This is a genomic window from Pseudoalteromonas sp. L23 (genome assembly GCF_021728455.1).
Classification (GTDB): domain Bacteria; phylum Pseudomonadota; class Gammaproteobacteria; order Enterobacterales; family Alteromonadaceae; genus Pseudoalteromonas.
The window spans coordinates 810,640-825,275 of record NZ_JAKKCW010000001.1 but is presented as its reverse complement, the minus strand read 5'-3'; the positions used below and the strand labels follow the sequence as shown (position 1 = coordinate 825,275).

Sequence of the window (14,636 nt, the reverse complement as noted above, 5' to 3'; positions counted from 1 at the left end):
CTAACTCAATAATAACAATACTAACCCAAACAAAACGCTTGGATCAGACTCAGCGATAAGCATCGCTCATCGCAAATTTAATTAAATTCGTGATCAGGCCCCGGGAACTCACCTGATTGCACGTCTGCACAAAACTTTTTCACCGCATCTGGCATGTTGCCAGTTTCGAGCAGGAAGTTCTTCGAAAACTTAGGAATATAGCCTGCAGAAATACCAACCAAGTCATGCATAACCAAAATTTGGCCATCGGTGTCTTTACCCGCGCCAATACCAATGACTGGAATTGTCACTGCGCCGGTAATGCGTTTAGCCAGTGCTGAAGGCACGCATTCAATCACAATCATTTGTGCACCAGCACGTTCTAACGCTTGTGCATCGGCTATCATCTTTTGCGCTTGTGCTTCTTCACGACCTTGAATTTTAAAGCCGCCAAACACGTGCACTGATTGTGGGGTTAAACCTAAATGACCACAAACTGGGATCCCTTGCTGAGTAAGCAGTGCAATGCTGTCGTAAAGCCATTCACCACCTTCAAGCTTAACCATATTAGCACCAGAGCGCATCAAGGTAGCTGCATTCTGACAGGCTGACTGCGGATCTGAATAGCTCATAAAAGGCATATCGGCGATAACGAATAGCTCTTTACTACCAGCTCTGACACAACGGGTGTGATAGGCAATGTCATCCGTGGTAACGGCTAAAGTGTCTTCACCACCTTGTAAAACCATACCCAGAGAATCACCCACTAAGATGACATCTACGCCATTGTCGTGAAATAACTTTGCAAAACTTGCATCGTATGCGGTGAGGGCTGTTATTTTTGTTCCTTCACGCTTCATTTTGGCAAGTGTTGAGACGGAAATTTTTGCCATGGTAAACCCCTTGGATTGGTTTATTTGAGGATTGTTAATCCGTTAAGTGGTAACTTTTGTGTTAAAGAGCTAAGCTCAGTGCCATCAGGTAATTTGAGTTCTGGCGCTATCTCTAATAGTGGATAGACGACAAATTCTCTTTCTTTCAAGCCGTAATGTGGCACCGTCAGTCTATCACTGTTAATGGTGTCGGTATTAAAAAGCAGTATATCCAAATCGAGCGTGCGCGGTCCCCAGCGCTCAGCTTTGCGTGCACGACCATGTTCAAGCTCTATTTGTTGCAACACATCGAGTAAAGATGCTGCTGTTAATGATGTCGCTAGTTTTGCTACGGCATTCACATAATCAGGTTGATCTTGAGGGCCCATAGGTTTTGAGCCATACAGGCTAGAGTGCTGGACAAGCGAGAGGTCTGGATGGGCGGCGAGCACATCGAGTGCTCGCTGTATTTGTGCCATCGGTTCGGATAGGTTTGCACCCAATCCAATGTACGCAATATTCATTTAATCTTCTTTCGGTTTTCTTTTTGGCTTACGTCTATTGTAACGACGCTTAGGTTTGCTTTGGTTACCTAAGTTGCGCACCATGTCTTTTTGGCCGGTGACGTCATTCTTGAGGTAGTCAGTCCACCAAGCTGCAAGTTCTTCTTGCTCTTGCTCACCACTTTCAACACGCAATAATAGGAAATCATATGCGGCTTTAAATCTCGGCTGCAAGCTTAGGCGGTATGCACGCTGGCCTGAACGTTTATCTAGGCGTTGTTGAATATGCCAGATATCTCGGGCACCTAAAGTAAAGCGTTTAGGCACTGCAACGTGTTTAGCATTTTCAGCAAGGACGTGATTAATGGCTTGCATAAAGGCATCATATTCATTCATACCTTCGGCCGCGAGCGCTTCGCTTTTAGCTAAAATAGGGAACCATAAAAGCGCTGCATAGATAAATGCAGGGGTTACTTTTTTATCCGCGTTGATACGGCTATCCGTATTGGCAAACATTTGCTGAATAAAGCGACGTTCAAAGTCATTATCAGGCTGTGCTAGGATTTTATCTAACGCCGGGAATAATTGTGCAAACAAGCCGTATTCACGCATCTGAAGAAAGTTTTCTTCCGCTTTACCATTTAAAAATAGCTTTAGCGTTTCTTCGAACAAGCGTGCAGCTGGAATATGCCCAAGTAACGGCGCTAGTGCTTTAATCGGAGTGCGGGTCGGGGTAGCAATCTCCATATCCAGTTTGGTTGCAAAGCGGATAGCTCTCAGCATACGTACCGGATCTTCACGATAGCGAGTTTCAGGGTCGCCAATCAGCTCAATTTTACGCGCTTTAATGTCAGCAACACCACCGGCAAAGTCGCGTAAAGTAAAGTCATTAATCGAATAATATAGCGCATTGATAGTAAAGTCGCGGCGCTCGGCGTCTTCTTCAATACTGCCGTAGACATTGTCGCGTAATAGCTGCCCGTGTTCGCTGGCCTGACTTGTCGTGGCACAAGAGTCATCACTTTGATGGTGGCCACGCATGGTGGCAACTTCAATAATTTCCCGTCCAAAAACAATGTGCGCAAGACGGAAGCGACGACCTATTAAGCGACAGTTACGGAAGAGCTTTTTGATTTGTTCAGGTGTTGCATTGGTAACGACATCAAAGTCTTTAGGCTCTATTCCTAGCATGATATCGCGGATACAACCACCAACTAGGTAGGCATCATAGCCACCGTCTTTTAAGCGATAGAGCACTTTGATAGCGTTAGGGCTAAATTGTTTACGAGATATACCATGCTCGCTGCGAGGAATTATCGCAGGTGTCGGGCTGGCCATTTTCACCGTCTCATCGCCTTTTCCAGTTACAAACTGGCGGCAAAAGTTTACAAGCTTGGAAATAATAACTCGTCTCCTGAGCAATCAAGTTTTCTATTCTAGTTGTTGTGAACCACTGCTTTTGTCTTAAAACAGGTCGCATTTAAGGCTCGCTATCATATACTCAAATGAGACTAAATTGAAGTACTTGAAAACAGTGGGCGAAAAGCAAAATCGCCATTTTCTAGAGAGTCTAGTTGAATTTCCTGTACTTTAGGAACGCTATCTAGACTAAAAATATCACTAGCGTGAGTCAGTAATGCGTCAACATCTTGATAATTATGGAGAGAATCAACCGGCACATGCAAATAACGCAGCGCGGCATAAAGGGTTGGTAACGGGTTGCGGTTATCAATAGCTGGAGCATGATTCTGCTTAGACAACTTAAATCCGGGCTCTGCGACAGCCAGTGGGACGTGAGCGTACTCAGGTGATGGCCGATTGAGTTGTTGAAATAAACTAATTTGTCTTGCTGTGGGTTCTAGCAAATCGGCACCACGCACGATATGACTAATCTTTTGCTCTATGTCGTCAACGACCACCACCAATTGATAAGCAAATAAGCCGTCGCGGCGTTTAACGATGTAATCTTCATGCGCAATTGCAGGGGGAATGACAATCGTGCCTTGTATTGCATCATTAAATTCAGTAACTGGACAGCGCTGCTGTAGGCGCAAAGCGTTATCTTGCCAACTTAGCGCTAAAGCTCGGCAATGATTGTTATAAAACCCACCCATTGCTTTAATTTGCTTTCTAGTACATTGACACGCATACACAAGGGAGTCTGATTTTAGTGTCGTCAAATAGGCTTGGTATAGGGCATGGCGCTGCGATTGATAGACAACGTCTTCATCCCAGTAAAGGCCATATGCTTCAAGAGTGGTTAATATATTGTCGGCAGCACCCGCAACTACGCGCGGTGTATCTATATCTTCGATACGAACGAGCCATTTACCTTGATTGACTTTTGCATCTAAATAGCTACTCAGGGCGGCCACTAGAGAGCCGAAATGAAGCGGTCCAGAAGGCGAGGGAGCAAATCGACCGCGATAGCTCCCAGTTTGCTTTAAGCTTGGGGACACAGGGCTGAGATTATCCTCTGCCTTGTTGTTTTTCTTTGATTTCTGCGAGAGATTTACAATCAACACAAAGATCAGCTGTTGGACGCGCTTCTAAACGGCGAATGCCGATTTCAATACCGCACGACTCACAAAAGCCGAAGTCATCATCTTCGATAAGTTGAAGTGTTTTCTCAATTTTCTTGATTAGCTTACGCTCGCGGTCGCGAGTACGCAGTTCAAGAGAAAACTCTTCTTCTTGCGCTGCACGGTCCACAGGATCAGGAAAGTTTGCCGCTTCGTCTTGCATGTGTGTCTTAGTACGATCTACTTCATTACGTAGATCGGCACGCCATGCTTCTAATATCGCTTTGAAATGAGCACGTTGTGCTTCATTCATGTATTCTTCGCCTGGCTTTTCTTGATAAGGTTCTACACCGGCTTGAGCCAATAACCCTAGTTTTTTCTGGTCTGGCATACCATTCTCCTAAATCCTTAATACATAACCCCAGCTTTCGCCGGCGGGTATAAATAGCAAAATCTTTACCCCTTAGCAAACACTTTTTTACTGCAAATGTCAGCCACTTTTTTCAATGTTTAACTATTTGGGGGAGAAAACTATCACGGCTATATGTGGGCAGCATGAAAAAAGTCAAGCGTAATCAAAAGGAATTTCTTCAATTAATTGTACTTGGTTGTCGTCAATATGCGCTCGGTAAGCAATGATTTCTACTCCATGAGAAATTGCTTCTTTTACTAACGCTGCATATTTTTGATCGATATGGCTGGCTGGTTTGACACAATTTATCCCTGTATGGAGCGCGGCAAACAGTAACACCGCACGATGACCTTGCTGTTTAATGTGGATTAATTCTCTAAGATGTTTTTGACCTCTTAAGGTTTCTGCATCAGGGAAAAAACCTTGCTGTTGCTCGAGCAAAGTCACCGACTTTACTTCAACGTAGCAGAATTGCGAGGATTGTCCATTTTCGAGGTCGCTCAACAAAATATCAATTCGGCTATTTTCAGCCCCGTATTTCACCTCAGTTTGAAGTGTTTTGTAGCCTTGCAGTTGCGTTATTCTTCCTTGCTCTATGGCCTCAACAGACACTTTATTGGCCACCGCTGTATTTACACAAATAAAATGACCATCATTATCTTGCGTCAGCTCCAACGAATGAATGTACTTTCGTTTAGGGTTATCGCTGGTGGAGTAATAGGCCGTAAATCCCGGGTCAGCACAATTGGTCATTCTACCAGTATTGGCGCAGTGTACGGTGAACTCGTCACCACTTGGGGCGCGTAAATCGACAAGAAAGCGTTTATATCGTTTGAGCAAGGTTGCTTGTTGTAATTGCCTAGAAAACTTCATTGGTCGCTTTAGGTTGGGTGTATTTAGTGGCTAGTGTACACTTAACCACACTTACAAGCACAAGAGTGAAAAGAGAATGTCAGAGAAATTTATTGTACGACTGAGTGAAGACGCAAAACCAGAGTATTTATCTGCTGGTGCTGCATTGTCGTTTGAAAAGGACGGTGCTTTTATCCATTTACAACAAGACGAAACGCTGAAGAATATTCAAAAGGCGGCTCGTAGCATCGCACAACAAGGGATTAAACAAGTTCATCTAGAAGGTGGCTTGTGGTGTACTGAATCTCAATGGGCTTTTTATCAAGGTTTTGTGTCACCAAAAGCATTAGATGGTGTGGTGTTTGTTGACAACGACCAGTCAAGTCTTAACGAACTTGATGCACTAAAAGCGTCGGCAACATGGATGCGTCAGATGATCAACGGGACGGCCGAAGATATTTATCCTGAAAGCCTTGCTGGAAAAGCGGCTGAGTTTATTCAGTCATTGGCACCTGAGCATGTTAGCTATCAAATCATTAAAGGCGACGCGCTGTTAGAGCAGCAATGGATTGGTATCCACGAAGTGGGACGCGGCAGTGAGCGTCCTCCTGTGTTGCTTGAGCTTGACTACAACCCAACAGGTAATGATGACGCACCAGTTAGCGCAGCACTTGTGGGTAAAGGGATCACGTTTGACTCAGGTGGCTACTCGATTAAGCCAAGCGAAGGCATGCTTACGATGAAGTGTGATATGGGCGGTGCGGCAACAGTAACGGCTGGTTTAGCGCTGGCTATTCAACGTGGTTTTGACCGTCGTGTTAAGTTGTTCCTATGTTGTGCTGAGAACCTTATCTCAGGCCATGCCTATAAGTTAGGTGATATTCTTACCTACAAAAATGGTACCACAGTTGAAATCGTAAATACCGATGCAGAGGGTCGCTTGGTGCTTGCTGATGGCTTGATGGCTGCCGGTGAAACAGGCGCAGAGCTTATCATTGATGCCGCGACATTAACGGGCGCCGCGCTCGTTGCTGTAGGCCAAGAGTACAATGCGTTATTTGGTTTAGACAAAACACTTGTCGGTGATGTACAGCAGTTCGCGAGTGACGAATTTGAAGCCGCGTGGCCATTGCCTCTAGAAAAGTGGCACCAAAATAACTGTCCATCGCCTTATGCGGATACAGCTAACAGCCGAGCGCAAAAAGGTGGCGGCTTTGGTGGTGCATCAAATGCAGCGGGTTTCCTGTCTCGCTTTGTACCAAACGAAGGTCAAGGTTGGGTGCATATCGACCTTGCGGCTTCTTTCCAAAATAGCGCTAGTGGTCAATGGGCCGCAGGTGCAACGACCTTAGGCATGAGAACCGTAGCGAGAACGCTTCAAGAAAAAGCGTAATCATGCAGTTAGCTGAGTGTATTCCGCGAGACAGTGGAATACACTCGCTTGTTACCACGTTTAAGACAAGAGTGCAGCAGCGAGTCGCACAAAGTCTGATGAAGTCAGTATTCCAACCAATTTGTTTTGCTCGTCTACCACAGGCATACAGCCATGGCGATTATCGACAAAAAAGCGCACCACATCTTGTAGTGATTGGCTTGGGCGCACGCTCGCAAAATCGGTCGCCATAATATCTTGTACTTTTGTTTGCTTTTCTTTTCTGGCAAGCGCATTTGCGCCATAGGTTGCCATTATTCCCATTACCTTGGCGATCATAATCTTTTGCGTGAGCATACCAACTAAGGCTCCTGCTTCGTCAATCACTGGAATGTGACGAACATTTTTTTCTTTCATTAAATTGTGCGCATCTTGCAAGGTATTTTCAGCAATCACTGCGAACGGATCTGGGGTCATTAAATCAGCTACGGTTTGGGTCATCTGCTACTCCTTTTCACTCCATATGCTTATGTTGAGTTTAGCTTGATCTATTTGGCATGTATGGAATTGAGATCAAGTTTTGAACTATTTCTCGAAGAGCTCCTCTTATGAAGACAACAATAAGAAAGGATAACCCAATGAAAAAGTTACTGATGTTAGGTGCTGTTGCGAGCTTACTTTGCAACTCTGTTTTCGCCGCTGAGCGAAGTGTTGAATATGGTGAGATTAATCAAATTCTAGATTTAATCGCCAACAAAGCGCAGTCGCAATATATCTTGTCTAAATTTACAGTGGAAGTGAAGCAGCCTGATATCGCGCTTGAGGATGTTAAACTTTGGCTGGAGCAAGATGACAAGATCATTGCCAACGGTATCATAGACAAAGACGGCAATATTGATTTACCTATTCTCCCGCAGTCTCGTGCAGATCAAGTTAATTTAGTGATCAATCAAGAAAAAGGTGCCGTTGCGATTCTGGTCAATACCGATATAGCGCCGTTGACTAAGCAGCAGGTTATGTATCGCGATTTGTTTATTCTTTTAGAGGATATGGACGCTTTTGTTGAGTTGATGGCAGGTAGCTTGTCTTGGTTTGCTCCAAGCTTTGATGAACTAGAGTTTACATTTACCGAGCCTGCATCAATTCAGTTTGTGGATGCCAAGGGTAAAACCCAAAAGTTTGTGACGGATGATGAATTTAAGATCCAAATCCCTAATAAGAAAAAGTGGATGAAGCAAAATCCATCCTTGCAATTTAGTGCCTTACCCACGCGGTTTGCGCCCATAGATTAGGGAAGAAAGTTCGTATGCCTGCTAGCAGGCAGGCATACTCTTTTCCATCAGGTAATTAGTTAACACTTCGCCACGAACCTTCACTTGTTGTTCCTTTATCACTTGGAAACCAAAATATTCAAAGAAAGGTTTAGCCGTTTTACTAACATGGGAAAATAAGCGCGTTGTGTTGGTTATTTTGCTGTGTTCTAAGAGTGCGAGCATAAGTGCTTTACCTATGCCTTGGCCTTGATGTTCTGCATGGCAAAAAAAGTGATCAATAAGACCGTCAGCTTGGATATCGGCAAAGCCAACAATTTTACCATTTAGTACGGCGACAAGGGGCTGATTGCTCCTTAATCGGTCTTGCCAGCTTTTATCGACAACGTCGCTATGTGCCCATGCATTAACTTGGCTATTGGAGTAATGCTGTATATTTACCGAGCGTATTGTGTCAAACATAAGCTTGCGTAACACTGCTTCTTCGCCGCTTTGAAATTGTCTGATGATAATCATTGCTAATATTTATTCTTGGAGCCTTAATTGCCCGGAAATAGCGTGTTGCTCAGCAATTTCTGCAAGTCGTACGTATTTTTGTTCAACCAGTTGAGACACGGGAACAAGTTTGGCATCAATACTTTCAAGCTCAGCTAACTTGGCTGCAAGAAAGGCGGCGGTTTCCTTATATGGGTGCGCAATGATAATAACATGCTCGTGATTATCAAGTAGCTTAAGCATATGTTGCCACTGCTTGTTGAGCGCCTCAGTGGATATATCATTATCTAGAAAGATCTGTCGAGCGACGTTTTTTACGCCGTAAAGGTTGGCAGCATATTGGGCTTGACTGTGGCTAGTGGTACGGCTATCCAAAAAGTATAATCCGCGCTTTTTTAGTATTTCCATTGTCCATTTCATTGGCTCTATTTGTTCTGTTAATGCTGAGCCCATGTGATTGTTTACGCCTTTAACCTGAGGCAGTGTCGATAGCGCATTGCCAAGTGTCATTTGCAACTGCCACTTTTCCATATCGGTGGTTAATGCGCCCGGGCCAAGGGCCTTTTCCGTGTCTTGTGCCTGCATTGGCACATGTAATAAAAGCTCGCGTTGTTGGCGACTGGCTGCAAAGGCAAATTGTTGAGAAAAAGGGGTGTGGGGCAGGATCGAAAAGGTGATCCCACCCGGTAAGGACAGCAACTCTAAGTCACGTTGGTGATTGCCAATATCGTCTATAACAATGGCAAACTGTTTTGCTGGCACTGCAAAAGTCATGCAGGCCAGTATTATCCCGATTATTTTTTTTAGCACACAAATTATTATTATAGTTTACAGCCCTACAGGACCGTTTTTATTTACTGTGATTGAACTAACGCCAGTGCCTTAGGCCAATGCGAGGCAAGTTGTTCAATACCTGTTGTTTTGATTGATTCTTCACCAGTGATTATAGCGCTTTTATCCAACAGGGAAAGCGCTTGTTTGGTAAAATATACATCGGGCTCTATGCCTTTACCTTCAATTGATGTACCTGCTGGTGTGTAGTATCTCGCTGTCGTTAACTTTAATGCAGTAGTACCATTGCCAATTGGGATCAAGGATTGCACTGAACCTTTACCATAGGAACGTAAGCCAACGACTAAGGCACGTTTATTATCCTTGAGTGCGGCGGCTAAAATCTCGGCCGCTGAAGCGGAATTATTGTTGATTAATACCAAAATAGGCGCACCATTTAAAATATCTCCACGCTTTGCAATGTAAGCCTGATTGGCGTCATAGAAGCGGCCTTTGGTCGTGACGATTGTGCCACTATCTAAAAAAAGATCTGAGATTGCCACGGCACTATTAAGTGTACCGCCGGGGTTGTCACGTAAATCAATAACCAGCTTTTTCAATGGACTACCTAACTGTACTTGTAGTCGGCTTATGTGTCTTGCAACATCATGGTAGGTGTGATGATTAAAACTGTTGACGCTTAAAAAGCCGGTGCCGTCGTTTAAGAGTTTACTGGCGACACTTTCAATGACTATCTCTTGACGTTTAAGCTCAAGTGCAACCAGCTCGTCTTGTCTTAATACTACTAAATTGATGAGATTTTTATTTGCAGCTTTGAGTAGGGCAGACACTTCTTCTATCGATTTGCCCGCAACATTAGCGCCATTGATTGCATGGAGTTTATCACCGCTCTCTATGCCTGCTTGGGCTGCTGGTGAATTGGGCAGGGTATCCAAGATAATCACGTAATTATCTTGCTCTTCGACTTCAATACCAAGCCCTGTGTAGCGTCCATTTGCTGCACTGAAGATGGATTCCAAGTCTTCCTCATTGAGGTATTTAGAGTAGGGATCTAAATTATCGAAGAGGCTCGATAAGTTGCCCGCGTTGTAGCGACTCAGAGGCAAGTCTTCAACATAATAGGTGTGAATATGATACAGGATTTCATCGATTTCTTGAGCCGAGAACTTTTGTGTAGACGCGTGACTAAAAGCGCTAAAACTTAACAAAAGCAGGAAGCTTAATAATGCAACATAGCGCGCTGCGAGCGCGTAAAAACGGGTTTGTCTATTCATGTGCTGCTCCTCATCAAGGTGCAGCACGGGTTATTCAGTTAACTGGATCTGCACCATTTTATCGGATCTACAGCGCTTCCCTTATGCCGTATTTCAAAGTATAGACCAGGATCTCTTTGTCCGCCGCTTTGTCCTACCAAAGCGATCACTTCACCACTGCGAACTTGATCGCCAACATCGCGAAGCAGCGTTTGTGCGTGGCCGTATAGACTCATAAAACCATGACCATGATCGAGCACAATAACCCAGCCAAAGCCATTTAACCAATCTGCATACACAACTTGACCGGGGGCGACACTCGCAATTTCAGCCCCTTCTTTTGCACCAATGAGGACGCCCTTCCAATTCATGCCTGCATGTTTGCTTTGGCCGAATTTATGTTTAATTCGACCTTTGGTTGGTAAACTCATTTTGCCTTTGAGTTTGGCTAGCCCATCTAAACGTACTTCGGCTTCTCTTTGTGCCTTGGCAAGCTCTTCTAACGTTTGGATTAAGGTTTGTTCATTTTCTTTTAAATAAGCGATAGCAGAGCGTGTTTCACTGAGTTTGTTATTTAGGTTTGCAAGCTGGTTTTGACGTTCTTGCTGCGCCTTCTTGAGCGCTTCCAAGCGTTCATTCTGATGGTTTTGTAGCGCTTCTAAGCGTGCTTGTGTTCTTGCTAACTCAGCTTGAGTCTGTGCCAATTCTTGGCCGATAGATTTGAGTTGTTCGAGTTGTTTAATGCGTGCTTTATTTAGGTAATCATAATAGGCAATGGTGCGCTCGAGCTTTGTGGCATGCTCTTGATTAAGTAACATTCTAGAATAATCATGAGAGCCCGTCATGTAGGCACTTTTTAGCTGAGCCGCAAGGATCTTTTCAAATTTTTTCTTGTCGTTTAACAGCGTGCTTTCTTGCTTTTTAAGTTCAGCCTGCTCGGTTTTGTTTTCTTTGATCCCGATTTCTGTGAGTGAGATAGCTTTGGCACTTTTGGCAATATCAAGTTCGAAGGCTTTGAGCTTTGCTTCGTGACTGTTAATTTCACCGCGCTGCTTTTCTAATGCTTGTTGGCTAGCTTTAAGCTGTTGCTGAACTTCGCTTAAGTCTTGTTTGGTTCTAGATTCGTTGGCAACAGTGGGCGCTGTTGTCATGAGTAACGCCGCACCGAGAAGTGCGGCATAGTGAAATGTCGTTTTTAACGGCATACAGGCAGGCCGTTATTTTAAACGCATAATTGGAGTGCCTGTCATCTCGCTAGGCTGCTCCATACCAAGTAAATGCAGCATTGTTGGTGCAACATCGCTTAGTGCTTTTCCTGCTTGTGGCTCTGCATCACGACCTACATAAATAAATGGTACAGGCTCACTGGTGTGTGCTGTGTGAGCTTGGCCCGTTTTCGGGTTTTGCATTTGCTCAGCATTGCCGTGGTCTGCTGTGATCAGAGCTTCACCACTGGTTTCTTTTAACGCTGCAACCACACGACCGATACACTTATCAACGGCTTCACATGCTTTTACTGCGGCTTCGAATACGCCAGAGTGTCCAACCATATCACCATTCGGGTAGTTACAGATAATGACGTCAAATTCACCGCTATGAATGGCTTCAACTAACTTATCAGTTAGCATTTCTGAGTTCATCTCTGGCTGCAAGTCGTAAGTGGCGACTTGTGGAGAAGGAATGAGTTCACGTTTTTCTCCTTCAAAGAGATCTTCGCGACCGCCGCTAAAGAAGAAAGTGACATGGGCATATTTTTCCGTTTCTGAAATACGCAGCTGAGTTTTGTTGTGCTTAGCTAGCCATTCACCTAGCACATTGACAAGTGCTTCAGGCGCGAAAGCGATAGGGGCTTTAATGTCGGCAGCGTATTCAGTCATCATAACAAACGCACTTAAGTCCGGTGCTTTGCGTTTTTCGAAGCCGTTAAAGTCAGCATCGACAAAAGCACGGGTCATCTGGCGCGCTCGGTCTGCACGGAAGTTCATAAAGATAACCGTATCACCATCATTGATAGTAGCGGCAGGTTGCCCAGCTTCGGTGATCACTGATGCTTTAACAAACTCATCATTTTCATCACGCGTGTAAGCTGCTTGTAGCGCTTCAACGCCATTACTATAAGTAAAATCAGCGTCGCCACTTACCATCAGGTTGTATGCAGACTCGACGCGGTCCCAACGATTATCACGGTCCATAGCATAGTAGCGACCAATAATAGACGCTAGGCGGCCACAATTGAGCGATTGCATCAAGGCTTCCATTTTCTCAATTGACGCTTGTGCACTACGAGGAGGTGTATCGCGGCCATCCAAAAATGCGTGCAAATAAACGGTTGCACCGCGCTCTGCTGCTAATTTAATTGCTGCAACAATGTGGTCTTCATGGCTGTGAACGCCACCTGGGCTCAATAATCCCATTAGGTGAACGGCTTTGCCCTTTGCCACGGCTTTGTCGATATTCTCAACCAGAGCTGGATTGTGCTCAAACTCACCATCGTCAATCGCTTTAGTGATCCGCGTGAAGTCTTGATAAACCACACGTCCTGCACCGAGGTTAACGTGGCCAACTTCGGAATTCCCCATTTGTCCATCCGGTAGACCAACATCAAGGCCTGAACCTGAAATCAAGGTGTGCGGAGCAGAGCGCCATAGTTCATCTAATACTGGGGTATTGGCTGCTAAAATAGCATTGCTCTCGCTTTCTTCGCGATAGCCCCAACCGTCTAAAATCATTAATACCAATGGCTTTTTCTTAGCTGTCATTTGCGCTCCTGAAATCCTGAATTAGGCACGATGTTGATGTCTTATAGCAAACGCTACAAGGTTAGATTAACTAACTTGGGCTGCAGCGCTTCAATAAGCTTGCTCTGATTGCTGGTAAGTAGAATACCTGTTTTTGTATGAATATTCAGCCCCGCAGTGATGAATTATCAACTTTGAGATTGATATTTGCTCATGTTGAACAAGTCTGTTTTGTCGAGAATAAAGCAGGTATACTTGCTGCCACTTTATCGTTTAATAATTTTTGGTTGATAAATTAATGGAACAATACGTTGCGTTTTTAGGTAACCATCCGGTACTTAGCATCATTTGGGTTGTGTTAGCCGCGATGTTAGTGAGTAGTTGGTTTAAGAGTCAGTTTTCTAAAATTAGACAAATTAATCCCCAGCAGTTGACTATGCTTGTTAACCGCCAAGATGGTCAGGTACTCGATATGCGTGCAGCAAAAGAGTTTAACCAAGGTCACATTGCAGGTTCTGAGCAGGTGAATGCGGAAAAACTCAAGCAAAAAGATTTTGCTGGTCTTGAAAAACATAAATCTAAGCCCATTATATTGGTCTGTAACACAGGTATGACGGCATCTGCTGTTGCTGATAACATGCACAAAGCTGGATTCGAGCAAGTGTACGTATTATCAGGTGGTATTGGCGCATGGCAAAGTGCGGGTTTACCAATCTCTAACGGAAAATAACTGAGGTCTATGATGAGCCAAGTCGTAATTTACACCAAAGACTATTGTCCTTTTTGTCATCGTGCAAAAGCACTATTAGATGCAAAAGGTGTCACATACACTGAGTATGATATTGGCGCACAGCCTGAGCTTCGTGACGAGATGATCGAAAAAGCCAACGGTGGCTATACTGTGCCACAAATCTTTATCGCTGAGCGCCATATTGGTGGTTGCGACGATATGATGGCGCTTGAAGTGCAAGGCGAACTTGATAAGCTATTACAAGCATAAGATTGATTGAGCTTTGGCTCAGCTTACTTTTTATAATGACTGCTAAGAATTAGCAGGATCACAACAGAATTTAGGAAATTATCATGGCAGAACAAAACCAAGCAGCAGAACAACAACAAGAAGGCGCTCAGTTCAACATTCAACGTATCTATACTAAAGATGTATCGTTTGAAACGCCAAACTCACCAGGTATCTTCCAAAAAGAGTGGACACCAGAAGTTAAGCTAGACATGGACACACGTTCAGCAAAGCTTGATGACAACGTTTTTGAAGTTGTTCTAGCACTAACGGTAACGGCAACTATTGGTGAAGAAACTGCATTCCTATGTGAAATCCAACAAGCTGGTATCTTTGCAATTGCAGATCTTGAAGAAATGCAAATGGCACACATGCTAGGCGCATTCTGCCCTAACATTCTATTCCCATATGCGCGTGAAGCGGTAGCTAGCCTAGTTAACCGTGGTACTTTCCCACAGTTAAACCTTGCGCCAGTTAACTTTGACGCATTATTCGCTCAGTATATGCAGCAACGTGCGGCTCAAGCACAGCCTGAGCAAACCGCTGACGCATAATTG

General features: G+C 44.4%; 17 protein-coding genes. 5 read left to right on the top strand and 12 right to left on the bottom strand.

Going from position 1 to position 14,636, the window contains the following annotated elements; all coding sequences use genetic code 11:
* Positions 1-77: 77 nt before the first annotated feature.
* The 6 genes from panB to sfsA form a co-directional block, all read right to left on the bottom strand.
* Positions 78-872, bottom strand: a complete 795-nt coding sequence (panB, locus tag L3V43_RS03770; protein WP_237115724.1) for a 3-methyl-2-oxobutanoate hydroxymethyltransferase — start codon at positions 870-872, stop codon at positions 78-80.
* Positions 873-892: 20 nt separating this feature from the next.
* Positions 893-1,375, bottom strand: coding sequence for a 2-amino-4-hydroxy-6-hydroxymethyldihydropteridine diphosphokinase (gene folK / locus L3V43_RS03765; RefSeq protein ID WP_237115725.1), 483 nt, complete (start codon positions 1,373-1,375; stop codon positions 893-895).
* Positions 1,376-2,692 carry a polynucleotide adenylyltransferase PcnB gene (pcnB, locus tag L3V43_RS03760; protein WP_029215927.1) on the bottom strand — a complete coding sequence of 439 codons (1,317 nt, stop codon included), beginning with the start codon at positions 2,690-2,692 and terminating at the stop codon, positions 1,376-1,378.
* A 173-nt stretch (positions 2,693-2,865) separates the two neighbouring features.
* Positions 2,866-3,813: a tRNA glutamyl-Q(34) synthetase GluQRS gene (gene gluQRS / locus L3V43_RS03755; RefSeq protein WP_237115726.1), complete on the bottom strand. Its 948-nt coding sequence runs from the start codon at positions 3,811-3,813 to the stop codon at positions 2,866-2,868.
* Between the two features lie 10 nt (positions 3,814-3,823).
* Complete coding sequence (gene dksA / locus L3V43_RS03750) at positions 3,824-4,267, bottom strand: RNA polymerase-binding protein DksA (protein ID WP_017216564.1); 444 nt, start codon at positions 4,265-4,267, stop codon at positions 3,824-3,826.
* Between the two features lie 174 nt (positions 4,268-4,441).
* Positions 4,442-5,161 (bottom strand): DNA/RNA nuclease SfsA, encoded by a 720-nt coding sequence (gene sfsA / locus L3V43_RS03745; RefSeq protein WP_010607573.1) that lies wholly within the window; start codon positions 5,159-5,161, stop codon positions 4,442-4,444.
* 76 nt (positions 5,162-5,237) lie between these two features.
* On the opposite strand from sfsA, the gene pepB reads away from it, so the two are divergent.
* Positions 5,238-6,533, top strand: coding sequence for an aminopeptidase PepB (gene pepB / locus L3V43_RS03740; RefSeq protein ID WP_102057504.1), 1,296 nt, complete (start codon positions 5,238-5,240; stop codon positions 6,531-6,533).
* 60 nt (positions 6,534-6,593) lie between these two features.
* Here the strand turns inward: pepB and L3V43_RS03735 are convergent, their stop codons facing one another.
* Entirely contained in the window at positions 6,594-7,013 is a 420-nt protein-coding gene (locus L3V43_RS03735; protein ID WP_010378791.1) for a CBS domain-containing protein, read from the bottom strand.
* Between the two features lie 137 nt (positions 7,014-7,150).
* On the opposite strand from L3V43_RS03735, the gene L3V43_RS03730 reads away from it, so the two are divergent.
* Positions 7,151-7,804 carry a DUF2987 domain-containing protein gene (locus L3V43_RS03730; RefSeq protein ID WP_102057503.1) on the top strand — a complete coding sequence of 218 codons (654 nt, stop codon included), beginning with the start codon at positions 7,151-7,153 and terminating at the stop codon, positions 7,802-7,804.
* Positions 7,805-7,825: 21 nt separating this feature from the next.
* On the opposite strand, the gene L3V43_RS03725 is transcribed toward L3V43_RS03730, so the two are convergent.
* The 5 genes from L3V43_RS03725 to gpmM form a co-directional block, all read right to left on the bottom strand.
* Positions 7,826-8,299 carry a GNAT family N-acetyltransferase gene (locus L3V43_RS03725; RefSeq protein ID WP_102057502.1) on the bottom strand — a complete coding sequence of 158 codons (474 nt, stop codon included), beginning with the start codon at positions 8,297-8,299 and terminating at the stop codon, positions 7,826-7,828.
* A gap of 9 nt (positions 8,300-8,308) precedes the next feature.
* Positions 8,309-9,052: a divergent polysaccharide deacetylase family protein gene (locus L3V43_RS03720; protein ID WP_102057501.1), complete on the bottom strand. Its 744-nt coding sequence runs from the start codon at positions 9,050-9,052 to the stop codon at positions 8,309-8,311.
* A gap of 80 nt (positions 9,053-9,132) precedes the next feature.
* Positions 9,133-10,344, bottom strand: coding sequence for a S41 family peptidase (locus L3V43_RS03715; protein WP_010607577.1), 1,212 nt, complete (start codon positions 10,342-10,344; stop codon positions 9,133-9,135).
* Positions 10,345-10,382: 38 nt separating this feature from the next.
* Positions 10,383-11,528 carry a peptidoglycan DD-metalloendopeptidase family protein gene (locus tag L3V43_RS03710; RefSeq protein WP_102057500.1) on the bottom strand — a complete coding sequence of 382 codons (1,146 nt, stop codon included), beginning with the start codon at positions 11,526-11,528 and terminating at the stop codon, positions 10,383-10,385.
* Positions 11,529-11,540: 12 nt separating this feature from the next.
* Complete coding sequence (gpmM, locus tag L3V43_RS03705) at positions 11,541-13,082, bottom strand: 2,3-bisphosphoglycerate-independent phosphoglycerate mutase (protein WP_237115727.1); 1,542 nt, start codon at positions 13,080-13,082, stop codon at positions 11,541-11,543.
* Positions 13,083-13,359: 277 nt separating this feature from the next.
* Here gpmM and L3V43_RS03700 point away from each other — a divergent pair, with 277 nt between their 5' ends.
* From L3V43_RS03700 to secB, 3 genes are all read left to right on the top strand, one after another.
* Positions 13,360-13,791: a rhodanese-like domain-containing protein gene (locus tag L3V43_RS03700; RefSeq protein ID WP_010378806.1), complete on the top strand. Its 432-nt coding sequence runs from the start codon at positions 13,360-13,362 to the stop codon at positions 13,789-13,791.
* Between the two features lie 12 nt (positions 13,792-13,803).
* Positions 13,804-14,061 carry a glutaredoxin 3 gene (gene grxC, locus L3V43_RS03695; protein WP_237115962.1) on the top strand — a complete coding sequence of 86 codons (258 nt, stop codon included), beginning with the start codon at positions 13,804-13,806 and terminating at the stop codon, positions 14,059-14,061.
* 83 nt (positions 14,062-14,144) lie between these two features.
* On the top strand, positions 14,145-14,633 hold the full coding sequence (secB, locus tag L3V43_RS03690) for a protein-export chaperone SecB (protein WP_010607582.1): 489 nt from the start codon (positions 14,145-14,147) through the stop codon (positions 14,631-14,633).
* Positions 14,634-14,636: the final 3 nt, after the last annotated feature.